Origin of the sequence: Escherichia sp. E1V33 (assembly GCF_004211955.1) — a bacterium.
Taxonomy (GTDB): domain Bacteria; phylum Pseudomonadota; class Gammaproteobacteria; order Enterobacterales; family Enterobacteriaceae; genus Escherichia.
This window is the reverse complement of the sequence record NZ_RHJI01000021.1, coordinates 40,682-67,332: the sequence shown is the minus strand read 5'-3', so window position 1 is coordinate 67,332 and position 26,651 is coordinate 40,682. Positions and strand designations below refer to the sequence as shown.

28 protein-coding genes are annotated in these 26,651 nt (G+C 52.5%); 17 read left to right on the top strand and 11 right to left on the bottom strand.

Annotated features, from left to right (window positions below; genetic code table 11):
* Nucleotide 1 precedes the first annotated feature (1 nt).
* From eutB to eutR, 5 genes are read left to right on the top strand one after another with little or no spacing between them, the layout of a single operon-like run.
* Complete coding sequence (gene eutB, locus D9742_RS18890) at nt 2–1,363, top strand: ethanolamine ammonia-lyase subunit alpha (protein ID WP_040234861.1); 1,362 nt, start codon at nt 2–4, stop codon at nt 1,361–1,363.
* A gap of 20 nt (nt 1,364–1,383) precedes the next feature.
* Nucleotides 1,384–2,271: an ethanolamine ammonia-lyase subunit beta gene (gene eutC, locus D9742_RS18885; RefSeq protein ID WP_000372364.1), complete on the top strand. Its 888-nt coding sequence runs from the start codon at nt 1,384–1,386 to the stop codon at nt 2,269–2,271.
* A gap of 9 nt (nt 2,272–2,280) precedes the next feature.
* On the top strand, nt 2,281–2,940 hold the full coding sequence (eutL, locus tag D9742_RS18880; protein ID WP_001111027.1) for an ethanolamine utilization microcompartment protein EutL: 660 nt from the start codon (nt 2,281–2,283) through the stop codon (nt 2,938–2,940).
* A gap of 12 nt (nt 2,941–2,952) precedes the next feature.
* On the top strand, nt 2,953–3,453 hold the full coding sequence (gene eutK, locus D9742_RS18875; RefSeq protein WP_130237874.1) for an ethanolamine utilization microcompartment protein EutK: 501 nt from the start codon (nt 2,953–2,955) through the stop codon (nt 3,451–3,453).
* Nucleotides 3,454–3,498: 45 nt separating this feature from the next.
* Entirely contained in the window at nt 3,499–4,551 is a 1,053-nt protein-coding gene (gene eutR, locus D9742_RS18870) for an HTH-type transcriptional regulator EutR (RefSeq protein WP_130237873.1), read from the top strand.
* Nucleotides 4,552–4,556: 5 nt separating this feature from the next.
* Here the strand turns inward: eutR and hemF are convergent, their stop codons facing one another.
* Nucleotides 4,557–5,456: an oxygen-dependent coproporphyrinogen oxidase gene (gene hemF, locus D9742_RS18865; protein ID WP_130237872.1), complete on the bottom strand. Its 900-nt coding sequence runs from the start codon at nt 5,454–5,456 to the stop codon at nt 4,557–4,559.
* Nucleotides 5,457–5,459: 3 nt separating this feature from the next.
* Nucleotides 5,460–6,329, bottom strand: coding sequence for an N-acetylmuramoyl-L-alanine amidase AmiA (gene amiA / locus D9742_RS18860; RefSeq protein WP_130237871.1), 870 nt, complete (start codon nt 6,327–6,329; stop codon nt 5,460–5,462).
* 213 nt (nt 6,330–6,542) lie between these two features.
* On the opposite strand from amiA, the gene D9742_RS18855 reads away from it, so the two are divergent.
* From D9742_RS18855 to yfeX, 4 genes are all read left to right on the top strand, one after another.
* Nucleotides 6,543–6,968: a GNAT family acetyltransferase gene (locus D9742_RS18855; protein WP_000406000.1), complete on the top strand. Its 426-nt coding sequence runs from the start codon at nt 6,543–6,545 to the stop codon at nt 6,966–6,968.
* Nucleotides 6,955–7,404 (top strand): DUF2919 domain-containing protein, encoded by a 450-nt coding sequence (locus tag D9742_RS18850; RefSeq protein ID WP_130237870.1) that lies wholly within the window; start codon nt 6,955–6,957, stop codon nt 7,402–7,404. The genes D9742_RS18855 and D9742_RS18850 overlap by 14 nt, the downstream gene beginning before the upstream one ends.
* Nucleotides 7,405–7,610: 206 nt before the next feature.
* Complete coding sequence (locus D9742_RS18845) at nt 7,611–8,186, top strand: RpoE-regulated lipoprotein (protein ID WP_130237869.1); 576 nt, start codon at nt 7,611–7,613, stop codon at nt 8,184–8,186.
* A gap of 95 nt (nt 8,187–8,281) precedes the next feature.
* A complete protein-coding gene (yfeX, locus tag D9742_RS18840) occupies nt 8,282–9,181 on the top strand; it encodes a porphyrinogen peroxidase (RefSeq protein ID WP_000084590.1) in 900 nt (299 codons plus the stop codon).
* A 420-nt stretch (nt 9,182–9,601) separates the two neighbouring features.
* On the opposite strand, the gene pbp4b is transcribed toward yfeX, so the two are convergent.
* The 3 genes from pbp4b to murQ are packed head-to-tail and all read right to left on the bottom strand — an operon-like array spanning nt 9,602 to nt 13,233.
* Nucleotides 9,602–10,906 (bottom strand): penicillin binding protein PBP4B, encoded by a 1,305-nt coding sequence (gene pbp4b, locus D9742_RS18835; RefSeq protein WP_130237868.1) that lies wholly within the window; start codon nt 10,904–10,906, stop codon nt 9,602–9,604.
* A 2-nt stretch (nt 10,907–10,908) separates the two neighbouring features.
* Nucleotides 10,909–12,333: a PTS N-acetylmuramic acid transporter subunit IIBC gene (gene murP / locus D9742_RS18830; protein ID WP_130237867.1), complete on the bottom strand. Its 1,425-nt coding sequence runs from the start codon at nt 12,331–12,333 to the stop codon at nt 10,909–10,911.
* Nucleotides 12,334–12,336: 3 nt separating this feature from the next.
* Nucleotides 12,337–13,233: an N-acetylmuramic acid 6-phosphate etherase gene (gene murQ / locus D9742_RS18825; protein ID WP_130237866.1), complete on the bottom strand. Its 897-nt coding sequence runs from the start codon at nt 13,231–13,233 to the stop codon at nt 12,337–12,339.
* A gap of 171 nt (nt 13,234–13,404) precedes the next feature.
* On the opposite strand from murQ, the gene murR reads away from it, so the two are divergent.
* The 7 genes from murR (at nt 13,405) to cysM (ending at nt 20,195) form a co-directional block, all read left to right on the top strand.
* Nucleotides 13,405–14,262 (top strand): HTH-type transcriptional regulator MurR, encoded by an 858-nt coding sequence (gene murR, locus D9742_RS18820; RefSeq protein ID WP_130237865.1) that lies wholly within the window; start codon nt 13,405–13,407, stop codon nt 14,260–14,262.
* A 128-nt stretch (nt 14,263–14,390) separates the two neighbouring features.
* A complete protein-coding gene (gene ucpA / locus D9742_RS18815; RefSeq protein WP_130237864.1) occupies nt 14,391–15,182 on the top strand; it encodes an SDR family oxidoreductase UcpA in 792 nt (263 codons plus the stop codon).
* A gap of 170 nt (nt 15,183–15,352) precedes the next feature.
* Nucleotides 15,353–16,369, top strand: coding sequence for a thiosulfate/sulfate ABC transporter substrate-binding protein CysP (cysP, locus tag D9742_RS18810; protein WP_130237863.1), 1,017 nt, complete (start codon nt 15,353–15,355; stop codon nt 16,367–16,369).
* A complete protein-coding gene (gene cysT / locus D9742_RS18805; RefSeq protein ID WP_000458406.1) occupies nt 16,369–17,202 on the top strand; it encodes a sulfate/thiosulfate ABC transporter permease CysT in 834 nt (277 codons plus the stop codon). The genes cysP and cysT overlap by 1 nt, the downstream gene beginning before the upstream one ends.
* Nucleotides 17,202–18,077: a sulfate/thiosulfate ABC transporter permease CysW gene (cysW, locus tag D9742_RS18800; RefSeq protein WP_130237862.1), complete on the top strand. Its 876-nt coding sequence runs from the start codon at nt 17,202–17,204 to the stop codon at nt 18,075–18,077. Before cysT ends, cysW begins: the two co-directional genes overlap by 1 nt.
* The gene (gene cysA, locus D9742_RS18795; protein WP_130237861.1) at nt 18,067–19,164 is read left to right on the top strand and encodes a sulfate/thiosulfate ABC transporter ATP-binding protein CysA; all 1,098 of its coding nucleotides are present in this window, start codon (nt 18,067–18,069) and stop codon (nt 19,162–19,164) included. Before cysW ends, cysA begins: the two co-directional genes overlap by 11 nt.
* A gap of 119 nt (nt 19,165–19,283) precedes the next feature.
* On the top strand, nt 19,284–20,195 hold the full coding sequence (gene cysM, locus D9742_RS18790; protein ID WP_130237860.1) for a cysteine synthase B: 912 nt from the start codon (nt 19,284–19,286) through the stop codon (nt 20,193–20,195).
* Here the strand turns inward: cysM and D9742_RS18785 are convergent.
* Entirely contained in the window at nt 20,184–20,555 is a 372-nt protein-coding gene (locus D9742_RS18785) for a YfeK family protein (protein ID WP_130237859.1), read from the bottom strand. The two genes, cysM and D9742_RS18785, sit on opposite strands and share 12 nt — an antisense overlap.
* 103 nt (nt 20,556–20,658) lie before the next feature.
* On the opposite strand from D9742_RS18785, the gene pdxK reads away from it, so the two are divergent.
* A complete protein-coding gene (gene pdxK / locus D9742_RS18780) occupies nt 20,659–21,510 on the top strand; it encodes a pyridoxine/pyridoxal/pyridoxamine kinase (protein WP_130237858.1) in 852 nt (283 codons plus the stop codon).
* A gap of 42 nt (nt 21,511–21,552) precedes the next feature.
* Here pdxK and crr read toward each other — a convergent pair whose 3' ends face one another.
* The 5 genes from crr to cysZ all read right to left on the bottom strand — a co-directional run bounded on the left by crr (nt 21,553) and on the right by cysZ (nt 26,432).
* The gene (gene crr, locus D9742_RS18775; protein ID WP_000522254.1) at nt 21,553–22,062 is read right to left on the bottom strand and encodes a PTS glucose transporter subunit IIA; all 510 of its coding nucleotides are present in this window, start codon (nt 22,060–22,062) and stop codon (nt 21,553–21,555) included.
* Between the two features lie 40 nt (nt 22,063–22,102).
* Nucleotides 22,103–23,830: a phosphoenolpyruvate-protein phosphotransferase PtsI gene (ptsI, locus tag D9742_RS18770; RefSeq protein WP_000623129.1), complete on the bottom strand. Its 1,728-nt coding sequence runs from the start codon at nt 23,828–23,830 to the stop codon at nt 22,103–22,105.
* 44 nt (nt 23,831–23,874) lie between these two features.
* Complete coding sequence (gene ptsH / locus D9742_RS18765) at nt 23,875–24,132, bottom strand: phosphocarrier protein Hpr (RefSeq protein ID WP_000487600.1); 258 nt, start codon at nt 24,130–24,132, stop codon at nt 23,875–23,877.
* Nucleotides 24,133–24,514: 382 nt separating this feature from the next.
* Nucleotides 24,515–25,486 (bottom strand): cysteine synthase A, encoded by a 972-nt coding sequence (gene cysK / locus D9742_RS18755; RefSeq protein WP_130237857.1) that lies wholly within the window; start codon nt 25,484–25,486, stop codon nt 24,515–24,517.
* Nucleotides 25,487–25,670: 184 nt separating this feature from the next.
* Nucleotides 25,671–26,432 carry a sulfate transporter CysZ gene (gene cysZ / locus D9742_RS18750; RefSeq protein ID WP_130237856.1) on the bottom strand — a complete coding sequence of 254 codons (762 nt, stop codon included), beginning with the start codon at nt 26,430–26,432 and terminating at the stop codon, nt 25,671–25,673.
* Between the last annotated feature and the right edge of the window lie 219 nt (nt 26,433–26,651).

The window sequence follows — 26,651 nt, the reverse complement described above, 5'->3', positions numbered from 1 at the left end:
TATGAAACTAAAGACCACATTGTTCGGCAATGTATATCAGTTTAAGGATGTAAAAGAGGTGCTGGCTAAAGCCAACGAACTGCGTTCGGGGGATGTGCTGGCGGGCGTCGCAGCGGCAAGCTCACAGGAGCGCGTGGCGGCAAAGCAGGTGTTGTCGGAAATGACGGTGGCAGACATCCGCAACAATCCGGTGATTGCCTATGAAGATGACTGTGTGACGCGGTTGATTCAGGACGACGTTAACGAAACGGCCTATAACCAGATTAAAAACTGGAGCATCAGCGAACTGCGTGAGTATGTGCTGAGCGACGAAACCAGCGTGGACGACATTGCCTTTACCCGCAAAGGGCTGACTTCGGAAGTGGTTGCGGCGGTAGCGAAGATTTGCTCCAACGCGGACCTGATCTACGGCGCGAAGAAAATGCCGGTGATCAAAAAGGCCAATACCACTATCGGTATTCCGGGCACCTTCAGCGCCCGTTTGCAACCGAACGATACCCGTGACGACGTGCAAAGTATCGCCGCGCAAATCTACGAAGGGCTTTCCTTCGGGGTGGGCGATGCGGTGATCGGCGTAAACCCAGTGACGGACGACGTGGAAAACTTAAGCCGCGTGCTGGACACCATCTATGGCGTGATCGACAAATTCAACATCCCAACCCAGGGCTGTGTACTGGCGCACGTCACCACGCAAATTGAAGCGATCCGTCGCGGCGCGCCGGGCGGGCTGATTTTCCAGAGTATCTGCGGCAGCGAAAAAGGGCTGAAAGAGTTTGGCGTGGAGCTGGCGATGCTCGACGAAGCGCGCGCAGTGGGCGCGGAGTTCAACCGTATTGCCGGGGAAAACTGCCTCTACTTTGAAACCGGGCAAGGTTCGGCGCTGTCGGCGGGAGCCAACTACGGCGCAGACCAGGTGACCATGGAAGCGCGTAACTACGGGCTGGCGCGTCATTACGATCCGTTTATCGTCAACACCGTGGTCGGCTTTATTGGGCCGGAGTATCTCTACAACGACCGCCAGATTATCCGTGCTGGCTTAGAAGATCACTTTATGGGCAAGCTGAGTGGCATCTCTATGGGCTGTGACTGCTGCTACACCAACCACGCTGACGCTGACCAGAACCTCAACGAAAACCTGATGATCCTGCTCGCGACCGCAGGCTGCAACTACATCATGGGGATGCCGCTGGGCGATGACATCATGCTCAACTACCAGACCACGGCGTTCCACGACACCGCCACTGTGCGTCAGTTACTCAACCTGCGTCCGTCACCAGAGTTTGAACGTTGGCTGGAAAGCATGGGCATTATGGCAAACGGTCGCCTGACCAAACGGGCGGGCGATCCGTCACTGTTCTTCTGATGACGCGGAGATAACACATCATGGATCAAAAACAGATTGAAGAAATTGTACGCAGCGTGATGGCGTCAATGGGACAAACGGCCCCCGCGCCGTCAGAAGCAAAGTGCGCCACCACCAACTGTGCGGCACCGGTGACCTCGGAAAGCTGTGCGCTGGATTTAGGTTCCGCGGAAGCAAAAGCGTGGATTGGCGTTGAAAATCCGCATCGTGCGGATGTGTTAACAGAACTGCGCCGCAGCACCGTGGCCCGCGTTTGTACCGGTCGTGCCGGTCCGCGTCCGCGCACCCAGGCGCTGCTGCGTTTCCTGGCCGATCACTCTCGTTCGAAAGATACCGTACTTAAAGAAGTGCCGGAAGAGTGGGTGAAAGCGCAGGGCTTGCTGGAAGTCCGCTCCGAAATCAGCGACAAAAATCTCTACCTGACTCGCCCGGATATGGGTCGCCGCTTGTGTGCAGAAGCTGTTGAAGCGCTGAAAGCACAGTGTGTCGCCAATCCGGACGTCCAGGTCGTTATCTCCGATGGCCTGTCGACTGATGCGATCACCGTGAACTACGAAGAGATCCTGCCACCGCTGATGGCGGGCCTGAAACAGGCCGGGCTGAAAGTCGGTACACCATTCTTTGTTCGTTATGGTCGCGTGAAGATTGAAGATCAGATCGGTGAGATCCTCGGGGCGAAAGTGGTGATCCTGCTGGTGGGCGAACGTCCGGGGTTGGGGCAGTCAGAAAGCCTCTCCTGCTACGCCGTTTACTCGCCGCGTATGGCGACCACCGTTGAGGCCGACCGTACCTGCATCTCTAACATTCACCAGGGCGGTACCCCGCCGGTTGAAGCCGCAGCAGTCATTGTGGATTTGGCAAAACGTATGCTGGAGCAGAAAGCATCCGGCATCAACATGACCCGATAAGGAGGCATCATGCCAGCTTTAGATTTGATTCGACCGTCTGTCACCGCTATGCGGGTGATTGCCTCCGTTAACGCCGATTTTGCGCGTGAACTGAAATTGCCGCCGCATATTCGTAGCCTCGGTCTGATTTCTGCCGACTCCGATGACGTAACCTACATTGCGGCTGACGAAGCGACCAAACAAGCGATGGTAGAAGTGGTATATGGTCGCTCGCTGTATGCGGGAGCGGCACACGGCCCGTCACCGACTGCCGGTGAAGTGCTGATTATGCTTGGTGGGCCAAACCCGGCGGAAGTGCGTGCAGGTCTGGATGCGATGGTTGCGCATATTGAAAATGGCGCTGCTTTCCAGTGGGCTAATGATGCGCAAGATACGGCATTCCTGGCACATGTAGTTTCGCGTACCGGTTCTTATCTCTCATCAACCGCCGGGATCACGCTTGGCGATCCGATGGCGTATCTGGTGGCACCGCCGCTGGAAGCGACCTACGGCATTGATGCAGCGTTGAAATCTGCCGACGTACAGCTGGTGACCTATGTCCCGCCGCCGTCTGAGACCAACTATTCAGCGGCATTTTTAACCGGTAGCCAGGCAGCGTGTAAAGCGGCCTGCAACGCCTTTACCGATGCAGTGCTGGAAATCGCGCGTAATCCAATCCAGCGTGCGTAACGGAGGTTGCTGATGATCAATGCACTGGGATTGCTGGAAGTGGACGGCATGGTCGCCGCAATCGATGCGGCGGATGCGATGCTGAAAGCGGCTAACGTGCGTCTGCTGAGTCATGAAGTGCTTGACCCTGGCCGGTTAACGCTGGTGGTGGAAGGCGATCTGGAGGCGTGTCGTGCGGCGCTGGACGCAGGTTGTGCTGCTGCGATGCGTACCGGGCGTGTCATCAGCCGTAAAGAAATCGGTCGGCCAGATGATGACACCCAGTGGCTGATTGGTGGCTTTAACCGCCAGCCGAAGCAACCTGGAAAGGAACCCTGCGTGCCTGCTATCGTCGAGGAGTCTCCTGACGAGTTGTTGACGCTGTTAACATCAGTACGTCAGGGAATGACGGCAGGAGAAGTGGCTGCCCACTTTGACTGGCCGCTGGAAAAAGCCAGAAATGCGCTCGAACAGCTCTTTTCTGCTGGGACGTTACGTAAACGCAGCAGTCGTTATCGTCTCAAGTCCCATTAATCTGTCGGAGGTGCCGGGTGTCATATAACACCCGGCATTAACATCATGAAAAAGACCCGTACAGCCAATTTGCACCATCTTTATCATGAACCCTTATCCGAAAACCTGAAGCTTACGCCGAAGGTCGAAGTGGATAATGTTCATCAACGACAGACAACGGATGTCTATGAACATGCTTTGACGATTACCGCCTGGCAGCAGATTTACGATCAGCTGCATCCGGGCAAGTTTCATGGTGAATTTACGGAAATTCTACTCGATGATATTCAGGTCTTTCGTGAGTACACCGGTCTGGCGCTGCGCCAGTCGTGCCTGGTCTGGCCGAACTCGTTCTGGTTTGGCATTCCGGCGACGCGCGGCGAACAAGGATTCATTGGATCGCAATGTCTGGGAAGCGCGGAAATTGCGACGCGCCCTGGCGGCACGGAGTTTGAACTGAGTACGCCAGACGATTACACGATCCTTGGCGTGGTGCTTTCAGAAGATGTCATTACCCGGCAGGCTAACTTTTTGCATAATCCGGATCGGGTATTACATATGCTGCGTAACCAGTCGGCGCTGGAAGTGAAAGAGCAGCATAAAGCCGCTTTGTGGGGTTTTGTGCAACAGGCTCTGGCGACATTTTGCGAGAACCCGGAGAATTTGCATCAGCCTGCGGTGCGTAAAGTGCTTGGTGATAATTTGCTAATGGCGATGGGGGCGATGCTGGAAGAAGCGCAGCCAATGGTGACGGCGCAAAGCATCAGTCATCAGAGTTACCGCCGATTGCTTTCCCGCGCCCGTGAATATGTGCTGGAAAACATGTCCGAACCGGTAACCGTGCTGGACTTATGTAATCATCTGCACGTCAGCCGCCGCACGCTACAAAACGCGTTTCACGCTATTTTAGGTATTGGCCCGAACGCGTGGCTGAAACGCATTCGCCTGAACGCCGTGCGCCGTGAACTGATAAGCCCGTGGTCGCAAAGCACAACGGTAAAAGATGCCGCCATGCAGTGGGGATTCTGGCATCTGGGGCAATTCGCTACGGATTACCAGCAACTGTTTGCCGAGAAGCCGTCGTTGACGTTGCATCAGCGGATGCAGGAGTTGGGGTAAGGGAGTTACACCCAATCCCTGACCTTAATAAACTCACTCAACGCCGCTTCTGGACTGCCATCTTTTGGCTGATAATCATACTCCCAGCGTACCAGTGGTGGCATTGACATCAGGATAGACTCGGTGCGCCCGCCAGTTTGTAAGCCAAACAGTGTGCCGCGATCCCATACCAGGTTGAATTCGACATAGCGACCGCGACGGTAGAGCTGAAAATTGCGCTCGCGTTCGCCGTATTCCATTGCTTTACGCCGTTCAACAATCGGTAAATAAGCGTCGATGTAGCCTTTACCTACCGCCTGCATAAAGGCAAAACAGTGGTCGAAGTCTGGCGTGTTCAGATCATCAAAGAACAGTCCGCCAATGCCGCGCTGTTCGTTGCGATGTTTGAGGTAGAAATAATCGTCGCACCACTTTTTGTAGCGTGGATAAACATCTTCGCCAAACGGTTGGCACAGGTCGCGGGCGGTGCGGTGCCAGTGAATGGCATCTTCTTCAAAACCATAGAAAGGGGTTAAGTCAAAACCACCGCCAAACCACCAGACGGGATCGGCACCCGGTTTTTCGGCCATAAAAAAGCGCACGTTAGCGTGGCTGGTGGGAACATACGGATTATGCGGGTGCACCACTAAAGAAACGCCCATCGCCTCGAAACTGCGCCCGGCAAGTTCCGGGCGATGAGCGGTGGCGGAAGCGGGCATCGCGTCGCCGTGGACGTGAGAAAAGTTGACGCCCGCCTGTTCGAAAACACCACCATTACGCAACACCCGACTACGCCCGCCGCCACCCGCTTCACGCTGCCAGCTATCTTCGATAAATTCTGCGCCATCGACGGCGGTCAGCTGCTGACAAATCGTATCCTGAAGGTTGAGCAGAAACTGTTTAATCTGGTGTGCGTCGGGTTTCATAACTTACCGCTTTTTCGAGTGTGCTTTCTGGTTGTCAAACCAGTGAAAATAACTGATCACGCCTTCGGCAATCGCTGTGGCGATTTTCTGGCGAAACGCCGCCGTGCCTAACAGCTGCTCTTCTTCCGGGTTAGTGATAAACGAGGTTTCCACCAGCACCGAAGGAACCGACGGTGATTTCAACACCACAAACGCGGCTTGTTCAGTATTGCGGCTGTGCAGTTTATGCACCGGCTTAATCTTTTTCAGAATATGCGAGCCGAGCGTCAGGCTGTTTTTAATGGTATCTGTTTGCACCAGATCAAACAGCACTTGTTGCAATAGGTGATCCCTGTCGGTCGCCTTTTTCCCGGCGACTTCATCTGCACGGTTTTCGCGTTCCGACAAATATTTTGCCATCGCGCTACTTGCGCCACGGTTAGAGAGGGCAAAGACCGATGCTCCGGCAGCTTTCGGGTTAGTAAAACCGTCGGCGTGAATTGACATAAACAGGTCAGCACCATGTTTATGGGCGATTTCAACGCGATCGTACAGTGGAATAAAGGTGTCGCCAGAACGTGTCAGCCGCGCATCAATACCATGATTGCGCAATATGGAACGGACATTTTTGGCAATCGCCAGCACCACGTGTTTTTCTTTCGACCCGTTGCGGCCAATCGCCCCGGTATCAATCCCGCCGTGGCCTGGATCGAGAACGACTACCCGCTTGCTCCCGGCTTTTTTGGTTTTCGGCTTAGTGTGTCCGTTGCTGGTTTTTAAAGGTTCTTCTTTGGCGATGGCTTGTGACATTCCTGACAACGTCAGGGCAGCCAATCCGGCTTTCAGCACCTGGCGGCGCGAAGTGAGTGTTTTTAGTGGTTTAAAAGTGCTCATACGGCCTGAGTTGTAATAATGAAGTTCCAGATGTTATATCGTATCGCGTAATCCGTTACGACGGTTTGCTGGTGAGAATTGTTTTACTTTTCATTTCAATAAATGACAACGTGCCATTATGCCACTTTTTCAACCGATTTTCGTCAGATATTGGCTAATTCGACCGTTCACGCCATAATCACCCTTTTAACCCCCAAAAAGGTAACCAATACCATGGAGATACGCGTATTTCGCCAGGAAGATTTCGAAGAGGTCATCACCCTTTGGGAGCGTTGCGACTTGCTGCGTCCGTGGAACGATCCGGAAATGGACATCGAGCGCAAGATGAACCATGACGTCAGTTTGTTCCTGGTCGCGGAAGTGAACGGTGAAGTGGTGGGAACGGTGATGGGCGGTTATGACGGGCATCGTGGGTCTGCTTATTATCTTGGCGTGCATCCGGAGTTTCGCGGGCGCGGCATTGCTAACGCGTTGCTTAATCGGCTGGAGAAAAAGTTAATTGCCCGCGGCTGCCCGAAAATTCAGATCAACGTGCCGGAAGATAATGACATGGTGCTTGGGATGTATGAACGTCTGGGATATGAACACGCCGACGTGTTAAGTCTGGGCAAGCGTTTGATTGAAGATGAAGAGTACTGAGTTTCATCCTGTCTATTATGATGCGCACGGACGCCTGCGTTTACCCTTCCTCTTCTGGCTTGTGCTTTTACTCCAGGCGCGAACGTGGGTGCTGTTTGTGATTGCCGGCGCGTCGCGTGAGCAGGGTACTGCGTTGCTGTATCTGTTTTATCCCGATCACGATAATTTCTGGCTGGGGTTGATTCCAGGCATTCCAGCGGTGCTGGCGTTTTTGCTGAGTGGTCGGCGTGCTACGTTTCCTCGTTGCTGGCATGTGCTCTATTTTCTGTTGCTGTTGGCGCAGCTCGTTTTGCTTTGTTGGCAACCGTGGCTGTGGCTGAACGGTGAATCAATTAGCGGTATTGGTCTGGCGCTGGTAGTGGCGGATATTGTGGCGTTAATCTGGCTTTTGACCAATCGACGTTTACGCGCTTGTTTTAATGAAGAAAAAGAATAACGCAGAGGTGCGCTTTGTTTATGCCGGATGCGGCGTGAACGCCTTATCCGGCCTACAAAATTTCGCAAATTCAATATATTGCAGGAAAACGTAGGCCTGATAAGCGTAGCGCATCAGGCAATTTTGTGTTTGTCATCAGCCTCTGGCGGCACTTTTTTGCAAATTAGCACTCCAAGCAACGTTATTGAATAACCAAAGGAAGTGACATGAAATCGCTGCGTTTATTGTTATGCGCTATGCCGTTGATGCTAACTGGCTGTTCCACGATGTCGTCAGTTAACTGGTCTGCCGCTAATCCGTGGAACTGGTTTGGTTCCTCTACCAAAGTGAGCGAGCAGGGCGTGGGGGAATTAACGGCGTCCACACCATTACAAGAACAAGCTATTGCTGGTGCACTTGATGGTGATTATCGCCTGCGCAGCGGAATGAAAACCGCTAACGGTAATGTTGTGCGCTTTTTTGAAGTGATGAAAGGCGACAGCGTGGCGATGGTGATTAACGGTGATCAAGGTACAATCAGCCGCATTGACGTTTCAGATAGCAATATTCCTGCTGACACCGGTGTTAAAATTGGTACACCGTTTAGCGACCTTTACAGCAAAGCATTTGGCAATTGCCAAAAAGCAGACGGTAATGATGATCGTGCTGTCGAATGTAAAGCTGAAGGCAGTCAACATATTAGCTACCAGTTCAGCGGTGAATGGAGCGGCCCTGAAGGGTTAATGCCTTCGGACGATACCTTGAAAAACTGGAAAGTCAGTAAAATTATCTGGCGACGTTAATTTGCGTCTGAGCAAACCGCTAATCACAAAAAACACGTAAAATAGCGCCCAACAATGCCACGGATTGCGTGGCATTCTTATTTTCAGGAGGAACAATGTCTCAGGTTCAGAGTGGCATTTTGCCAGAACATTGCCGCGCGGCGATTTGGATCGAAGCCAACGTAAAAGGGGAAGTTGATGCCCTGCGTGCGGCCAGTAAAACATTTGCCGACAAACTGGCGACTTTTGAAGCAAAATTCCCGGACGCACATCTTGGTGCAGTCGTTGCCTTTGGTAACAATACCTGGCGTGCTCTGAGCGGCGGCGTTGGCGCCGAAGAGCTGAAAGATTTTCCGGGCTACGGTAAAGGCCTTGCGCCGACCACTCAGTTCGATGTGTTAATCCACATTCTTTCTTTGCGTCATGACGTAAACTTCTCCGTCGCCCAGGCGGCGATGGAAGCCTTTGGTGATTGCATTGAAGTGAAAGAAGAGATCCACGGTTTCCGTTGGGTGGAAGAGCGTGACCTGAGCGGCTTTGTTGACGGTACAGAAAACCCGGCGGGTGAAGAGACGCGTCGCGAAGTGGCGGTTATCAAAGATGGCGTGGATGCGGGCGGCAGCTATGTGTTTGTGCAGCGTTGGGAGCACAACCTGAAGCAGCTCAACCGTATGAGCGTTCACGATCAGGAGATGATGATCGGCCGTACTAAAGAGGCCAACGAAGAGATCGACGGCGACGAACGTCCGGAAACCTCTCACCTCACCCGCGTTGATCTGAAAGAAGATGGCAAAGGGCTGAAGATTGTTCGTCAGAGCCTGCCGTACGGCACCGCCAGTGGCACGCACGGCCTGTACTTCTGCGCTTATTGCGCACGTCTGCATAACATTGAGCAGCAACTGCTGAGCATGTTTGGCGATACCGATGGTAAGCGAGACGCGATGTTGCGTTTCACCAAACCGGTTACCGGCGGCTATTATTTCGCTCCGTCGCTGGACAAGTTGATGGCGCTGTAAGCGTTTCTGATTCATTGATTAAAGGCCAGCCAGTAACATTACTGACTGGCCTCAGATTGTTGACCAAGTGCGCGTTGTACACGCCGGATGCGGCGTCAACGCCTTATCCGGCCTACGAAATCGTGCTAATTCAATATATTGCGGGCCCACGTAGGCCTGATAAGCGTAGCGCATCAGGCAGTTTTGCGTTTGTCTGCACTCTCAGGCCAGCCAGTAACATTATTGACTGGCCTCAGATTGTTGACCAAGTGTGCGTTGTACACGCCGGATGCGGCGTGAACGCCTTATCCGGCTTACGAAATCTTGCTAATTCAATATATTGCGGGCTCCGCGTAGGCCTGATAAGCGTAGCGCATCAGGCAGTTTTGAGTTTGTCAGCACTCTCAGGCCAGCCAGTAATATTACTGACTGGCCTTTTTATTACTTCTGCTTTAACGCCGCATACACCTGATCAACTACCCAACCATAAGTTGCAATTGGCAACTGACCGCTTTCAAACATATTGGGATTTTTTTGCGGATCGGCAACTGGCGAATGTGGCTTGTTGCTTAACATCACAATCGCCATGTGATTCACCGGATCGATAACGGTTACCGTCCCGGTCCAGCCCGTGTGACCGTAGGTTTGCGGGCTTGCCAGCGTGCCAAACGTCGGTGTCATGGTGGCATTACCATTGACGCGCCAGCCGAGGCCAAAAGTAGCGTCTTCCTTAGAGCTGGTGGTAAACATCTTCACCGTTTCTGCACTGAACAGCTTCACATCGCCATAGCCACCGCCGTTCAGCATCGTTTGCATTAACACGGCAATATCGCCGGTATTGGAAAACAAACCAGCGTGCCCGGAAACGCCGCCCATCGAATAAAAGGCTTTTTCATCGTGTACCTGACCCCAGAGAGTCGTGGTGCGGATATTCGGGAAGTGGATCACGCCATCGCGGGTATTACCGTTCAGTTCCGTGGCAGCGATTTGTTGCGGTTTAAAGCCTTTCAGTAGCGGATTAAACACTGTGTGCGTCAGGCCGAGCGGGCGATAAATCGACTCTTCAACATAGCGGTCAAGCGGCTGGCCGGTAACTGACTCGACGATAAATCCAAGCAGCATGTAATCGACATCGCTGTAGATATGCTTGCTGCCGGGCTGATACGCCAGCGGCGTGCGCTTAATCATCTCCAGCGTCTGGCCTTTATCCTGGGAATATAACGCGCCTGCGACCGCTTTATTAGGGTATTGTGGATCTGCCGGGAAACCGCCGCTGTGATGCAGCAGGTCAGCTATCCGCAGCGTGTTTTTGCCTTTGATGGTGTCGTTCGGGTTATCGGCAAACCCCGGAATATATTTCGCAATCCGATCGTCAGGATGCAGCTTGCCTTCGCTCATTAGCTTTTGCAGAGCGAAGTTAGTGGCGTACATCTTGGTGTTTGAGGCCAGATCATACAGCGTCTCGGTGGTGGCTTTTACAGGCTGCGCCATTAACGCGCTGCCATCGTACTTTTTCGCCGCGCCCCAGGCTTTGCGATACACAATCTGATTATCTTTAATAATCAGCAGGCTTACTCCCGGATAACCGGCGTCCACTTGCTGGCTAATCCAGTTCGCCATCTGGTTAAGCCGTTCGACGTTGAACCCTGCTTTCTCTGGCGAACTTTCTGTCAGAACAGGGTATTTTGCGGCGCTGACGCTACAGCTGACAGCGAGCAGAGAAAGATAGAGCATTGTCCGTTTCATAATCAGTCCAGATTGATGTTACGGCAGCCAAAGAGCGTGGTGAAAATAAACCCACTAACCCATGCCACCAGAATCCCACCTGCATATACCGCCATTGCCGGAAGGATGCCTTGTGCGGAAGTCATCAGCGGCAGCGCCACCAGACCAGACGGCCCGAAGGCGCTGTTTAAGCCCATTGGCAGACCCCACCAGGCTATCAGCCCGATAAACAAACCGCCCGCCGCGCCGCCTGTACAAGCAGTAACAAACGGTTTCATGCGGGGCAGGGTGACGCCGTAAATCAATGGTTCGCCAACGCCCAGCAGACCGGGAATAATCGCCCCGCGCACCTGACTGCGTAATGCACTGTGCGGTTGCGACCGCCAGTAGAGCGCCAGCGCCGCGCCCACCTGGCCCGCGCCCGCCATCGAAAGGATGGGAAATAAGCTGTTGAACCCCTGACTGTCCATTAAAGCCAGATAAACAGGAATAAAGCCCTGATGCACGCCAAACACCACGGCGATCAGGAATAGCCCGGCTAATACGGCACAACCGAACGGATTACTGTTCAGGTGCATAAATAGCCACGACATGCCTTCAAACAGCCAGCCGCCCAGCGGCATAATTATCAGGTACGCAAGCGTAGCGGTGATCAGCAGGGTGATTAACGAGGTCAACAGCATGTCGAGATCGTCGGGCATAAAGCGCCGCACCATGCTTTCGATGCGGGCGCAGGCCCACGCGGCAATCAGCACGCCGATAATATTGCCGCGCGGATCGATGGGCAGACCGAAGAAATCGTGAAATCCGGCGTAGTAACCCGTGGTGGCAGCAGGGTTATAACCGAGCAAAAAGAGCGCGGCGATAATTGCGCCATTTACGCCCGTGCCGCCGAACGCCTGGGCGGCGTTATAGCCCACCAGAATCACCAGGAAGGTGAACAAACCTTTGCTGAACACCTTCATAAAATTCAGCGCGTCGGGCAGCGTTCCCTGAGCATCTGCCGGAACGTGCATCACTGTGGCGATTAGCGTCGCTATCCCAAGCAACAGACCCGCAGCAATAAAACCGGGGATCAGCGGCGTAAAGATGGTGGCGAATTTGGCGAGAAATTGTTGCACACCGGAAGTTTGTTTGGCTTTTAACTGGCGTTTGTTCTGGGCGGCGATTTCTGCGGCATCCTGCACGGGCGCTTCGCCCAGTAACTCGCTCATGGCTTTTGCGGCACGATGCGCTTTGCCTGGCCCAAAAACCACCTGCACCTGATCGCTGGTCAAAATGACGCCCTTTACGCCTTCCAGAGTTTTGATATCGGGATCAACCAGTGAACTGTCATGTACACCCAGACGCAGGCGCGTCATACAGTTACCACAACTGGCGATATTTCCCGGGCCACCGACCCGGGTAAGAATGGTGTTCAGAAGTTCACTGCTGATCTCTTTAGCCATGGGTTATTCCTTTTCCAGAGCTTTGCGAATAAAGCCGCCGTGTTGATCCAGGCGTTTTTTAGCTTCAGCGGCATCGAGATTTTTCAGCACCATCACAATGGCCGTTTTACAATGGCGGTCGCAGGCAACCAATGCCGCTTCCGCTTGCTCTGCGCTACATCCGGTAGCGTTTTTGACGATATTGACCTGGCGCACGTGCAGTTTTTCGTTGGTGGCAACCACATCAACCATCAGGTTGCCGAACACTTTGCCGGATTTAATCATCAGCCCGGTGGAGAGCATATTGAGTACCAGTTTCTGCGCCGTACCTGCTTTCATCCGCGAAGAACCAGTGACTACTTCGGCCCCAACAACTGGCGTAATGGCAAACTCTGCTGTGGTGGAAACAGCACTTCCCGGATTACAGGAAATTCCCACCGTGCGGCAACCGAGATGGCGTGCGTATTCCAGCCCCGCAATCACGTACGGCGTACGACCGCTAGCGGCAATACCGACCACCACATCCTGTGCGGTTAAATTGATATTTTTCAGATCGTTAACACCACCTTCCCGGCTATCTTCAGCGCCTTCCACCGCATGCTGAATGGCATATTCGCCGCCAGCAATCAAACCCACAACCAGACCCGGTTTCACGCCGTAGGTCGGCGGACATTCACTGGCATCAAGAATACCCAGACGACCAGAAGTCCCCGCACCGATGTAAATCAGACGGCCGCCGCCGCTCACCTGGGCGTGAATAACATCGATCGCCGCTGCAATATCCGGCAGTACGCGCTCAACGGCGAGTGGTACGGTTTTATCTTCATCGTTGATAATCCGGCACATTTCCAGCGTCGAAACGCGGTCAATTTCAGCCGAGGCGGCATTCGAGCCTTCGGTAATCATCTTTTCAAGTTGCATCAGTGGTGACCTTAGTATTCACAATCAAATAATTGCATATTGATGGAATCATATATCTCGATTTGCTAGTTTTAAAGGAATCATTGAGTCTGAAATCACAGAGTGTGAAGAGCGTCAAAGGGCAAAAACCGTGTGCTATGCTGCGCGCAGGATGTGGTGAGGGAGTGGAAGATGTTGTACCTGACAAAATTACGCAATGCAGAAAGTGACTTTACTGAAAATGAGCAAAAAATAGCTGACTTTCTGCAAGCCAGGGTGAGCGAACTGAAATCCGTTTCTTCACGAAATATGGCGAAACAGCTCGGTATTAGCCAGTCGAGTATTGTGAAGTTCGCTCAGAAACTGGGTGCGCAAGGTTTTACCGAATTGCGTATGGCGTTAATTGGCGAATATAGCGCCAACCGGGAGAAAAAAAACGCCACGGCGTTGCATTTGCACAGTTCGATTACCAGTGATGATTCGCTGGAAGTGATTGCGCGTAAACTGAATCGCGAAAAAGAGCTGGCACTGGAACAGACCTGCGCGTTGCTCGATTACGCGCGGCTGCAAAAAATCATTGAGGTCATCAGTAAAGCGCCGTTTATCCAGATAACGGGCCTGGGCGGGTCGGCGCTGGTGGGGCGCGATCTCTCATTCAAACTGATGAAAATTGGTTATCGCGTGGCCTGTGAGGCCGACACGCACGTACAAGCCACGGTTTCCCAGGCGTTGAAAAAAGGCGATGTACAAATCGCTATCTCTTACAGCGGCAGTAAAAAAGAGATTGTCCTGTGCGCTGAGGCAGCGCGAAAGCAGGGGGCAACGGTGATTGCCATTACCTCGTTAACCGATTCCCCGCTGCGACGGCTGGCGCACTTCACCCTCGATACCGTTTCCGGCGAAACCGAATGGCGTAGCTCGTCGATGTCCACCCGCACGGCGCAAAATTCTGTTACCGATTTACTGTTTGTTGGCCTTGTGCAACTCAATGATGTGGAGTCATTGAAAATGATTGAGCGCAGTAGCGAGCTGACGCAACGGTTAAAGTGATGCATAAAACAGCGACTGGATTGAGATTTTCCTGAATTAGTGAGCTGATCCGCAGCAATATTTTGTTTATCCTGTATTTTCAGAGGGAATGGAGTGTAACGCTCTGTATTAACAAGGAGAGCATTAAAATGGGTAAACTCACGGGCAAGACAGCACTGATTACGGGCGCATTGCAGGGAATTGGCGAAGGCATTGCCAGAACTTTTGCACGTCATGGCGCAAACCTAATCTTGCTGGATATCTCCCCTGAGATCGAAAAGCTGGCGGACGAACTGTGTGGTCGTGGTCATCGCTGTACGGCTGTTGTCTCCGATGTGCGTGACCCGGCGTCGGTAGCCGCAGCTATCAAGCGCGCGAAGGAAAAAGAAGGGCGCATTGATATCCTGGTGAATAATGCAGGCGTGTGTCGTCTGGGCAGTTTCCTCGACATGAGCGATGAAGATCGCGATTTCCATATTGATATCAATATTAAAGGCGTATGGAACGTCACGAAGGCGGTGCTGCCGGAGATGATTGCCCGCAAAGATGGTCGCATTGTGATGATGTCTTCGGTCACTGGCGATATGGTGGCGGACCCTGGCGAAACGGCGTATGCCTTGACGAAAGCGGCGATTGTTGGCCTGACTAAATCGCTGGCTGTGGAGTACGCGCAATCCGGTATTCGCGTTAACGCCATCTGCCCGGGATACGTCCGCACGCCAATGGCGGAAAGCATTGCCCGCCAGTCGAACCCGGAAGATCCAGAATCGGTGCTGACTGAAATGGCGAAAGCAATCCCGCTGCGTCGCCTCGCCGATCCGCTGGAAGTCGGCGAACTGGCAGCCTTCCTCGCATCGGATGAATCCAGCTATTTAACCGGTACACAGAATGTGATTGATGGCGGCAGCACTCTGCCGGAGACGGTCAGCGTCGGCATCTGATTCACCTCTGTTTCCTCCCTGCGTTAGTGGGGAGGATTTCGTCTTGAACCCGGTTCTTATTCCCTTTTCAACTTCCAAATCACCAAACGGTATATAAAACCGTTACTCCTTTCATGTCCGTTATAAATATGATGGCTATTAGAAAGTCATTAAATTTATAAGGGTGCGCAATGGCCGTTAACTTACTGAAAAAGAACTCACTCGCGCTGGTCGCTTCTCTCCTGCTGGTGGGCCATGTACAGGCAACGGAACTGCTGAACAGTTCTTATGACGTCTCCCGCGAGCTGTTTGCCGCCCTGAATCCGCCGTTTGAGCAACAATGGGCAAAAGATAACGGCGGCGACAAACTGACAATTAAACAATCTCATGCCGGGTCATCAAAACAGGCGCTGGCGATTTTGCAGGGCTTAAAAGCCGACGTTGTCACTTATAACCAGGTGACCGACGTACAAATCCTGCATGACAAAGGCAAGCTGATCCCGGCGGACTGGCAGTCGCGCCTGCCGAATAATAGCTCGCCGTTCTACTCCACCATGGGCTTCCTGGTGCGTAAGGGTAACCCGAAGAATATCCACGACTGGAACGACCTGGTGCGCTCCGACGTGAAACTGATTTTCCCGAACCCGAAAACCTCCGGTAACGCGCGTTACACCTATCTGGCGGCATGGGGCGCAGCGGATAAAGCTGACGGTGGTGACAAAGCCAAAACAGAACAGTTTATGACTCAGTTCCTGAAAAACGTTGAAGTGTTCGATACCGGCGGTCGTGGCGCGACCACCACCTTTGCCGAGCGCGGGCTGGGCGATGTGCTGATTAGCTTTGAATCGGAAGTGAACAACATTCGTAAACAATATGAAGCGCAGGGCTTTGAAGTGGTGATTCCGAAAACCAACATTCTGGCGGAATTCCCGGTGGGGTGGGTCGATAAAAACGTGCAGGCCAACGGTACGGAAAAAGCCGCAAAAGCCTACCTGAACTGGCTCTACAGCCCGCAGGCGCAAACCATCATCACCGACTATTACTACCGCGTAAACAACCCGGAAGTCATGGACAAACTGAAAGACAAATTCCCGCAGACCGAGTTGTTCCGCGTGGAAGACAAATTTGGCTCCTGGCCGGAAGTGATGAAAACCCACTTCACCAGCGGCGGCGAGTTAGACAAGCTGTTAGCGGCGGGGCGTAACTGATGTTTGCTGTCTCTTCCAGACGTGTGCTGCCGGGCTTTACCTTAAGCCTCGGCACCAGTCTGCTGTTTGTGTGCCTGATTTTGCTGCTGCCGCTCTCCGCGCTGGTGATGCAGCTGGCCCAGATGAGCTGGGCGCAGTACTGGGAGGTGATCACCAACCCGCAGGTGGTCGCGGCCTACAAAGTGACGCTGCTGTCGGCGTTTGTGGCATCAATTTTTAACGGCGTTTTCGGCCTGCTGATGGCGTGGATTTTAACCCGCTATCGCTTCCCTGGCCGCACGCTGCTTGATGCGCTGATGGATTTACCGTTCGCGCTGCCGACGGCGGTCGCTGGTCTGACGCTGGCCTCGCTCTTTTCCGTAAACGGTTTTTACGGTGAATGGCTGGCGAAGTTTGATATCAAAGTCACCTATACCTGGCTTGGGATTGCGGTGGCGATGGCCTTTACCAGCATTCCGTTTGTGGTGCGTACCGTGCAGCCGGTGCTGGAAGAGTTAGGCCCGGAATATGAAGAAGCGGCGGAAACGCTTGGTGCAACGCGCTGGCAGAGCTTCTGCAAAGTGGTGCTGCCGGAACTTTCTCCGGCGCTGGTGGCGGGCGTGGCTCTGTCGTTTACCCGTAGTCTTGGTGAATTTGGCGCGGTGATTTTTATCGCCGGGAATATCGCCTGGAAGACAGAAGTGACGTCGCTGATGATCTTTGTGCGCTTGCAGGAGTTTGATTACCCGGCGGCGAGCGCGATTGCTTCGGTGATCCTCGCGGCATCCCTGCTGCTGCTGTTCTCAATTAACACTCTGCAAAGTCGCTTTGGTCGGCGTGTGGTAGGTCATTAATGGCGGAAGTGACACAATTGAAGCGTTATGGCGCGCGCCCGATTAACTGGGGCAAATGGTTTCTGATTGGCATCGGGATGCTGGTTTCGGCGTTCATCCTGCTGGTGCCGATGATTTACATCTTCGTGCATGCGTTCAGTAAAGGTCTGATGCCGGTTTTACAAAATCTGGCCGATCCGGACATGCTGCACGCTATCTGGCTGACGGTGATGATTGCGTTGATTGCCGTGCCGGTAAATCTGGTGTTCGGCATTCTGCTGGCGTGGCTGGTGACGCGCTTTAACTTCCCCGGACGCCAGTTGCTGCTGACGCTGCTGGATATTCCGTTTGCCGTGTCGCCGGTGGTTGCCGGTCTGGTGTATCTGTTGTTTTACGGCTCTAACGGCCCGCTGGGCGGCTGGCTGGATGAACATAATCTGCAAATTATGTTCTCCTGGCCGGGAATGGTACTGGTGACCATCTTCGTGACGTGTCCGTTTGTGGTGCGCGAGCTGGTGCCAGTGATGTTAAGCCAGGGTAGCCAGGAAGACGAAGCGGCGATTTTGCTTGGCGCGTCCGGTTGGCAGATGTTCCGCCGCGTCACATTGCCGAACATCCGCTGGGCGCTGCTTTATGGCGTAGTGCTGACCAACGCCCGCGCGATTGGCGAGTTTGGCGCGGTGTCGGTGGTTTCCGGCTCGATTCGTGGCGAAACACTTTCGCTGCCGTTACAGATTGAATTGCTGGAGCAGGACTACAACACAGTCGGCTCCTTTACCGCCGCCGCGCTGTTGACGCTGATGGCGATTATCACCCTGTTTTTAAAGAGTATGTTGCAGTGGCGCCTGGAGAATCAGGAAAAACGCGCGCAGCAGGAGGAACATCATGAGCATTGAGATTGCCAATATTAAGAAGTCGTTTGGTCGCACCCAGGTGCTGAACGATATCTCACTGGATATTCCTTCTGGTCAGATGGTCGCGTTGCTGGGGCCGTCCGGTTCCGGGAAAACCACGCTGCTGCGCATTATTGCCGGGCTGGAGCATCAAACCAGCGGGCATATTCGCTTTCACGGTACCGACGTTAGCCGCCTGCACGCCCGCGATCGTAAAGTCGGTTTCGTGTTCCAGCATTACGCGCTGTTCCGCCATATGACGGTATTCGACAATATCGCTTTTGGCCTGACGGTGCTGCCGCGTCGCGAGCGCCCGAATGCCGCGACGATCAAAGCGAAAGTGACAAAATTGCTGGAAATGGTGCAGCTTGCTCATCTGGCGGATCGTTATCCGGCGCAGCTTTCCGGCGGCCAGAAACAGCGTGTGGCGCTGGCGCGCGCGCTGGCTGTAGAACCGCAAATTCTGCTGCTTGATGAACCGTTTGGCGCGCTGGATGCGCAGGTGCGTAAAGAGCTGCGTCGCTGGCTGCGTCAACTCCACGAAGAACTGAAATTCACCAGCGTGTTCGTCACTCACGACCAGGAAGAGGCGATGGAAGTCGCCAACCGCGTGGTGGTGATGAGCCAGGGCAATATCGAACAGGCCGATGAACCGGATCAGGTATGGCGCGAACCGGCGACCCGTTTTGTGCTCGAGTTTATGGGCGAAGTAAACCGCCTGCAGGGAACGATTCGCGGCGGGCAGTTCCACGTTGGCGCACATCGCTGGCCGCTGGGCTACACGCCTGCGTATCAGGGGCCAGTGGATCTTTTCCTGCGCCCGTGGGAAGTGGATATCAGCCGCCGTACCAGCCTCGATTCGCCGCTGCCGGTACAGGTACTGGAAGCCAGCCCGAAAGGCCACTACACCCAATTAGTTGTGCAGCCGCTGGGGTGGTATGAAGACCCGCTTACCGTGGTGATGCGTGGCGATGATGCGCCGGTGCGCGGCGATCGTTTGTTCGTTGGGCTGCAACATGCGCGGCTGTATAACGGCGACGAGCGTATTGAAACCCGCGATGAGGAACTTGCTCTCGCGCAAAGCGCCTGATAGGTTGAATGAATGTTAAACGCCCGGAGGCGCATCCCGCGATCCGGGCTTTTTAATGGTGTAGGCCTGATAAGACGCGCAAGCGTCGCATCAGGTAACACCACGTATGGATAGAGAACGTGAGTACATTAGAACAAACAATTGGCAATACGCCTCTGGTGAAATTACAGCGAATGGGGCCGGACAACGGCAGTGAAGTCTGGTTAAAACTGGAAGGCAATAATCCGGCTGGTTCGGTGAAAGATCGTGCCGCGCTATCGATGATTGTCGAGGCGGAAAAGCGCGGGGAAATCAAACCGGGTGATGTGTTAATCGAAGCCACCAGTGGTAACACAGGCATTGCGCTGGCAATGATTGCCGCGCTTAAAGGCTATCGCATGAAATTGCTGATGCCCGACAACATGAGCCAGGAACGCCGTGCGGCGATGCGTGCCTACGGTGCGGAGCTGATTCTGGTCACCAAAGAGCAGGGCATGGAAGGGGCACGCGATCTGGCGCTGGAGATGGCGAATCGTGGTGAAGGTAAACTACTCGATCAGTTTAACAATCCTGACAATCCCTACGCCCATTACACCACCACCGGGCCGGAAATCTGGCAGCAAACTGGAGGTCGTATTACGCATTTTGTTTCCAGCATGGGGACGACTGGCACCATCACCGGCGTGTCACGCTTTATGCGCGAGCAATCCAAACCGGTGACGATTGTCGGCCTACAGCCGGAAGAGGGCAGCAGTATTCCGGGCATTCGCCGCTGGCCGGCGGAGTATATGCCAGGGATTTTCAACGCTTCTCTGGTGGATGAGGTGCTGGATATTCATCAGCGCGATGCAGAAAACACCATGCGTGAACTGGCGGTGCGCGAAGGGATTTTCTGCGGCGTAAGCTCTGGCGGCGCGGTTGCTGGCGCGATACGCGTGGCAAAAGCCAACCCCGGTGCGGTGGTGGTGGCGATCATTTGCGATCGCGGCGATCGCTACCTTTCCACTGGGGTATTTGGTGAGGAGCACTTTAGCCAGGGCTCAGGGATTTGACGGCACCGTTGTATCCGTCTGCGCAATTAACGCATGTAAAAAAGGTTGCGCATTTTCATCGCTCTTACCGGGCATCTTCACGATGTAAGGCTTACCGGTAATTGATGATGACGAGGCAACCTTATCAATAAACTGCTCGGCGGTATCAATGCGGTTGCGCGTGTTGCCGAGCTTCAACTTCAGATGCGAAACTGCTTCATCACAGGTATGTTCATCGCCGTTACGCACAAATATCAAATCCTTTTTCTGTGCTAATCCCTCCAGCATGGCGTTGATGCGGGCTTCTTCGTGGGCAGTTAACTTCGCGTAAGCGGGGAGTGTCATCAACAGCGTAATGACCAGACAAATGATTTTCTTCACTGAATTACCTTATCCTTGTTTTGTGATAGCCGATTTGACTGCCAAAATCAGGTAAAGTTTCGGTTGGGATGCGATGAGGATCATCGGCAAGGAGAAAAATTAAATGAGTAGTTTGTTGTTGTTTAACGATAAGAGCAGAGCGTTGCAGGCGGATATTGTCGCGGTGCAGTCGCAGGTGGTGTATGGCAGCGTAGGCAACAGCATCGCCGTGCCTGCTATTAAACAGAACGGCCTGAATGTCTTTGCCGTGCCGACCGTGTTGCTCAGCAATACGCCCCATTATGACACGTTCTACGGTGGTGCGATTCCGGACGAATGGTTTAGCGGCTATTTACGCGCACTGCAGGAGCGCGATGCACTGCGCCAGCTGCGTGCTGTCACCACGGGTTATATGGGAACCGCGTCGCAAATCAAAATTCTTGCCGAGTGGTTGACTGTATTACGCGAAAACCATCCTGACTTATTGATTATGGTCGATCCGGTCATTGGCGATATTGATAGCGGTATCTACGTCAAACCTGATCTTCCGGAGGCATATCGGCAATATTTGTTGCCATTGGCGCAGGGAATTACGCCAAATATCTTTGAGCTAGAAATCCTGACCGGTAAAAACTGCCGCGATCTCGACAGTGCCATTGCAGCAGCAAAAAGTTTGCTTTCAGACACCTTAAAATGGGTGGTTATTACCAGCGCCTCCGGTAACGAAGAAAATCAGGAGATGCAGGTGGTGGTGGTCAGTGCCGACAGCGTGAATGTCATTTCCCATTCTCGGGTAAAGACGGACCTTAAAGGAACAGGCGATCTGTTTTGCGCCCAGCTTATCAGTGGTTTGTTGAAAGGTAAGGAATTAGCTGACGCGGTACATAGCGCAGGATTACGCGTGCTGGAGGTGATGCGCTATACCCAGCAGCATGGTAGTGATGAATTGATTTTGCCGCCCCTGACGGAAGCATAAAAAAATGGCGCCCATCGGCGCCATTTTTCACTGCGGCAAGAATTATTTCTTGATGCGAATAACCGGAGTTTCACCCACAGTCACGCTACCGGACAGTTTGATCAGTTCTTTGATTTCGTCCATGTTGGAGATTACAACCGGAGTCAGGGTAGACTTGGCTTTCTCTTCCAGCAGCGGGAGATCGAATTCAATCACAGTATCGCCAACTTTCACGCGCTGACCTTCTTCAGCAATACGCTTGAAGCCTTCGCCTTTCAGTTCAACAGTGTCGATACCGAAGTGAACGAACAACTCAACGCCGCTATCAGATTCGATAGAGAACGCGTGGTTGGTTTCAAAGATTTTACCAATGGTGCCGTCAACCGGAGCGACCATTTTGTTGCCAGTTGGTTTGATAGCAATACCATCACCAACGATTTTTTCCGCAAAAACGACATCCGGCACGTCTTCGATATTGACGATCTCGCCAGAGAGGGGAGCAACGATCTCAATAGTTCCGGTATCCTTCTTGTCGTCGGAAACCAGAGATTTCAGTTTATCGAACAAACCCATGATCTTCTCCTAAGCAGTAAATTGGGCCGCATCTCGTGGATTAGCAGATTGTTTTTTCTTCAATGAACTTGTTAACCAGCGTCATTAACTCGTCCGTTGTCGGTTGAGCAAGAGCCTGCTCTGCTAACACCTTCGCATCTTCGAAGTTCGTGTTACGGATAATCTTCTTAATGCGCGGGATAGAAATGGCGCTCATAGAGAATTCGTCCAGACCCATCCCCAGCAACAGAAGTGTAGCACGTTCATCGCCAGCAAGCTCACCGCACATACCTGTCCATTTGCCTTCAGCATGAGAAGCATCAATAACTTGCTTGATCAAGTTCAGCACGGACGGTGACATTGGCTGGTAAAGGTGTGAAATCATATCATTACCACGGTCAACTGCCAGAGTGTACTGCGTTAAATCATTGGTGCCGATACTAAAGAAATCAACTTCTTTGGCTAAATGACGTGCAATTGTTGCGGCAGCCGGTGTTTCCACCATTACGCCAATTTCAATTGACTCGTCAAACGCTTTACCTTCGTCGCGCAGTTCCTGTTTGTAGATTTCGATCTCTTTGCGCAGTGCACGCACTTCTTCAACAGAGATGATCATCGGGAACATGATGCGCAATTTACCGAAAGCAGAGGCGCGCAGGATAGCGCGAAGCTGATCGCGCAGGATCTCTTTACGATCCATCGCGATACGGATAGCACGCCAGCCGAGGAACGGGTTTTCTTCTTTCGGGAAGTTCATATACGGCAGCTCTTTATCGCCGCCAATGTCCATGGTACGAACAATAACTGCCTGTGAGCCACACGCCTCAGCCACCGCTTTGTAAGCAGCAAACTGTTCTTCTTCAGTTGGCAGCGCGTCGCGGTCCATGAACAGGAATTCGGTACGATACAGACCAACGCCTTCAGCGCCGTTACGCTCTGCACCCTCAACGTCACGAACAGTACCGATGTTAGCGCACACTTCGACCTGGTGACCGTCCAGCGTAATAGCTGGCAGATCTTTCAGTTTAGCAAGCTCTGCTTTCTCAGAAGCAACTTGCTCCTGAACGGCGCGCAGTTTATCAATAACTTCATTGGTTGGATTGACATAAACCTGATTGTTTACGGCATCCAGAATCAGATAATCGTCGTTTTTCACCTGAGAGGTGACGCTACCGGTACCCACGATGGCTGGTAGTTCCAGAGAACGCGCCATGATAGAGGTGTGGGAAGTCCGGCCACCCGCGTCGGTGATGAAACCCAGCACCTTCTTCAGGTTCAGCTGTGCGGTTTCAGACGGCGTCAGGTCAGCGGCAACCAGGATTACTTCATCCTGAATGGCGCTCAGGTCGATAATCTTCAGCCCCAGGATGTTGCGCAGCAGGCGCTTACCGATATCACGTACGTCAGCCGCACGCTCTTTCAGGTATTCGTCATCCAGTTCTTCCAGGGCAGAAGCCTGACCTTCGATAACTTCATGAGCAGCTGCATCAGCGGTCATGTGCTTATCTTTAATCAGGGCTATGATTTCCTGCTCCAGCTCCTCATCTTCGAGCAACATAATATGCCCTTCGAAGATGGCTTCTTTTTCTTCGCCGAACGTTTCACCAGCTTTCGTTTTGATCGTTTCCAGCTGGGCAGATGCCTTGGCACGACCGCTCAGAAAACGTTCAACTTCCTGATCAACCTGGTCGGCAGAAATTTTTTTCCGGTCAATGACGATTTCGTCTTCTTTCAAAAGCAGAGCTTTACCGAAAGCGATACCCGGGGATGCTAAAATGCCTGAAATCATAACCCTACCTTACTTGTGACTGATTTTTAAAAGAACCCGGGAAATTACTCGAGTTCCGCCATCAGTTTAACCAGATGTTCAACCGCTTTTTGCTCGTCTTCGCCTTCTGCAGAGATAGTCACAACGGTGCCTTGAGTCAGGCCCAGAGTCTGCAGTTTGAACAGGCTTTTGGCGCTGGCGCTTTTGCCGTTAGAAGTCACAGTAATTTCAGATGTGAAGCCCTTAGCTTCTTTTACAAACTGGGCAGCAGGGCGGGTGTGCAGACCGTTCGGAGCGGTAATGGTAACTTCTTGCTGGAACATTGTATTTCCCCAACTTATAGGTTTAGTGTTGTGGAACTAAAGTCTAGCCTGGCGGTTCGACTTTAGCCTGTATTGTTAGCGCCAGTTTTAACAGACGCGACGCACGAAGTGCTCTATACAGTCCATTGCTGGCGGATGTTGGCCGCTGACGTTTCGTTCGTCATTAAACATTATGCCGCTAAAGGAAGACTTGAACCAAATCATAAAATCGATTCAGCTAAGGCTTTTCCTGTAACGATTAATTTCGCGCATCAAAATAATTAGTCAGGTTAAATACCAGTTCCGACAAGTTGAATCAATGCCAGGAGGGGCGAAAGTTTGAAGCAGGCCACAAAAAAGCACCTGAAAAGGTGCTTTTTTACGCATTTCTAACAAGCTGGCATTACTGTTGCAATTCTTTCTCAGTAAAGAGATCGGCAAACAGTGCAGTGCTTAAATAACGCTCACCCGATGATGGTAGAATAACCACAATATTCTTATTGGTAAAGCTTTCATCTTCTTGTAGTTTCAACGCCGCAGCAACAGCCGCGCCGGAAGAGATCCCGGCAAGAATGCCTTCTTCTTCCATCAGGCGACGCGCAGTAGAGATGGCTTCTTCATTGGTGATGCCAATAACTTTGTCGACCAGTTTGAGATCAAGGTTAGCAGGAATAAAGCCTGCGCCGATGCCCTGGATTTTATGCGGCCCTGGTTTGATTTCTTCACCTGCCAACGCCTGGGCAATAACCGGAGAGTCGGTTGGTTCTACGGCAACAGAGATGAGGTCAGTCTTGCCTTTGGTGACTTTAATGTAGCGGCTGACGCCGGTCAGAGTACCGCCAGTGCCTACCCCGGCAATAAACACATCGACCTGGCCGTCGGTATCTTCCCAGATCTCGGGACCGGTGGTTTTTTCATGAATTTCCGGGTTTGCCGGATTGCTGAATTGTTGCAGCAGCAGGTATTTTTCTGGATTGCTGGCGACAATTTCTTCCGCTTTTTGAATCGCTCCTTTCATCCCTTTCGCGCCTTCGGTTAGCACCAGATTGGCGCCTAACGCTTTGAGCAGCTTGCGGCGTTCAATACTCATGGTTTCCGGCATGGTCAGAGTGAGTTTATAACCGCGAGCGGCAGCCACATATGCCAGTGCAATCCCGGTATTGCCGCTGGTTGGTTCAACCAGTTCAACGCCAGGTTTCAGCACGCCACGCTTTTCGGCATCCCAAATCATATTGGCACCGATACGGCACTTAACGCTGAAGCTGGGGTTACGAGATTCCACCTTCGCCAGAATACGTCCGTTACCGATGCGATTCAGGCGAACCAGCGGTGTATGACCGATAGTCAGCGAGTTATCTTCAAAAATCTTACTCATGGCCTGTCCTTAACTGTATGAAATTGGGATACAACAGGTAGCATACCCGCTCAGAGAATATGCGGAAGTAAGGATTTAGCATATCTATATGCAGAAGGGAAATAATGACTCGCAAGATGGAATAAGGGGCGGCATAAGCCACCCCTGTTCCACACATAATGTTTACAAAATAATCGGTAAATTGTTACCGCCACAAGGCATGTTTCGCGCGGTAGCAATCGACCCACATCGCCGTAGCGCCACAAACGGCCACCGGCATGATGAACAGGTTGAGTACCGGGATCATCGTGAACAGGCTGGTTAAAGCACCAAACTGCATATTAGCGATTTTACGCGTGCGCAGGGCAGTGCGCATATCTTTGAATGGCACTTTGTGGTTATCGAACGGATAGTCGCAGTACTGGATGGCTAACATCCAGGCGCTGAACAGGAACCACAGCACCGGAGCGACGGTTTGCCCAATGCCAGGAATGAAGTAAAGGATCAGCAATACAATCGCGCGCGGCAGATACCAGGCAAACTTTTGCCATTCACGTTTCATAATCCGCGGCACATCTTTCATGATGCCGAAAATACCGGTATCCGGTGGCGTAGCGCCAGTCAGTCTTGCTTCCAGTTGTTCAGCCAACAAACCGTTAAATGGTGCGGCAATCCAGTTGGCGATAGTGGAGAAAAAATAGCCAAAAACCAGTAGTACGGAGATAACCGCTACAGGCCACAGCAAATAGCTCAACCATTGCAGCCAGTCAGGTACGTGGCTCATTAACGACGGGATCCAAACATCCAGTTGGCTAAAGAGCCACCAGAACGCGCCTCCCATCAACAAGATATTGATCAACAGCGGTAAGATGACAAAACGGCGAATCCCAGGTTGCGAGACGAGCTTCCAGCCTTGCGCAAAATAGTAAAAACCGCTGCGTGAGGCAGATGTGAATGTTGAAACCATAATCAGGATATGCTCCTTTTGACCAATCCCAGGAAAGTTCTGCGTATTTTACCGGGTATTTGCGCAATGGACAGTTAGGATATGTTCGAAAAAACAGCAAAAAGCACAATTTCATCTATCTTTGTGCTGTGAAAGTTAATAGTGCACTTGCACTTGAGGTAATCGACAAATACTCTTAGTGAGTAAATGTTTGCCGTGGTGGCAAGGTGTTAGAACAAC

Excerpts from the sequence above, each read along its gene's own strand:
- eutB (WP_040234861.1), top strand. The coding sequence starts at position 2 with ATGAAACTAAAGACCACATTGTTCGGCAATGTATATCAGTTTAAGGAT.
- eutC (WP_000372364.1), top strand. The coding sequence starts at position 1,384 with ATGGATCAAAAACAGATTGAAGAAATTGTACGCAGCGTGATGGCGTCA.
- eutL (WP_001111027.1), top strand. The coding sequence starts at position 2,281 with ATGCCAGCTTTAGATTTGATTCGACCGTCTGTCACCGCTATGCGGGTG.
- eutK (WP_130237874.1), top strand. The coding sequence starts at position 2,953 with ATGATCAATGCACTGGGATTGCTGGAAGTGGACGGCATGGTCGCCGCA.
- eutR (WP_130237873.1), top strand. The coding sequence starts at position 3,499 with ATGAAAAAGACCCGTACAGCCAATTTGCACCATCTTTATCATGAACCC.
- hemF (WP_130237872.1), bottom strand. The coding sequence starts at position 5,456 with ATGAAACCCGACGCACACCAGATTAAACAGTTTCTGCTCAACCTTCAG.
- amiA (WP_130237871.1), bottom strand. The coding sequence starts at position 6,329 with ATGAGCACTTTTAAACCACTAAAAACACTCACTTCGCGCCGCCAGGTG.
- D9742_RS18855 (WP_000406000.1), top strand. The coding sequence starts at position 6,543 with ATGGAGATACGCGTATTTCGCCAGGAAGATTTCGAAGAGGTCATCACC.
- D9742_RS18850 (WP_130237870.1), top strand. The coding sequence starts at position 6,955 with ATGAAGAGTACTGAGTTTCATCCTGTCTATTATGATGCGCACGGACGC.
- D9742_RS18845 (WP_130237869.1), top strand. The coding sequence starts at position 7,611 with ATGAAATCGCTGCGTTTATTGTTATGCGCTATGCCGTTGATGCTAACT.
- yfeX (WP_000084590.1), top strand. The coding sequence starts at position 8,282 with ATGTCTCAGGTTCAGAGTGGCATTTTGCCAGAACATTGCCGCGCGGCG.
- pbp4b (WP_130237868.1), bottom strand. The coding sequence starts at position 10,906 with ATGAAACGGACAATGCTCTATCTTTCTCTGCTCGCTGTCAGCTGTAGC.
- murP (WP_130237867.1), bottom strand. The coding sequence starts at position 12,333 with ATGGCTAAAGAGATCAGCAGTGAACTTCTGAACACCATTCTTACCCGG.
- murQ (WP_130237866.1), bottom strand. The coding sequence starts at position 13,233 with ATGCAACTTGAAAAGATGATTACCGAAGGCTCGAATGCCGCCTCGGCT.
- murR (WP_130237865.1), top strand. The coding sequence starts at position 13,405 with ATGTTGTACCTGACAAAATTACGCAATGCAGAAAGTGACTTTACTGAA.
- ucpA (WP_130237864.1), top strand. The coding sequence starts at position 14,391 with ATGGGTAAACTCACGGGCAAGACAGCACTGATTACGGGCGCATTGCAG.
- cysP (WP_130237863.1), top strand. The coding sequence starts at position 15,353 with ATGGCCGTTAACTTACTGAAAAAGAACTCACTCGCGCTGGTCGCTTCT.
- cysT (WP_000458406.1), top strand. The coding sequence starts at position 16,369 with ATGTTTGCTGTCTCTTCCAGACGTGTGCTGCCGGGCTTTACCTTAAGC.
- cysW (WP_130237862.1), top strand. The coding sequence starts at position 17,202 with ATGGCGGAAGTGACACAATTGAAGCGTTATGGCGCGCGCCCGATTAAC.
- cysA (WP_130237861.1), top strand. The coding sequence starts at position 18,067 with ATGAGCATTGAGATTGCCAATATTAAGAAGTCGTTTGGTCGCACCCAG.
- pdxK (WP_130237858.1), top strand. The coding sequence starts at position 20,659 with ATGAGTAGTTTGTTGTTGTTTAACGATAAGAGCAGAGCGTTGCAGGCG.
- crr (WP_000522254.1), bottom strand. The coding sequence starts at position 22,062 with ATGGGTTTGTTCGATAAACTGAAATCTCTGGTTTCCGACGACAAGAAG.
- ptsI (WP_000623129.1), bottom strand. The coding sequence starts at position 23,830 with ATGATTTCAGGCATTTTAGCATCCCCGGGTATCGCTTTCGGTAAAGCT.
- ptsH (WP_000487600.1), bottom strand. The coding sequence starts at position 24,132 with ATGTTCCAGCAAGAAGTTACCATTACCGCTCCGAACGGTCTGCACACC.
- cysK (WP_130237857.1), bottom strand. The coding sequence starts at position 25,486 with ATGAGTAAGATTTTTGAAGATAACTCGCTGACTATCGGTCATACACCG.
- cysZ (WP_130237856.1), bottom strand. The coding sequence starts at position 26,432 with ATGGTTTCAACATTCACATCTGCCTCACGCAGCGGTTTTTACTATTTT.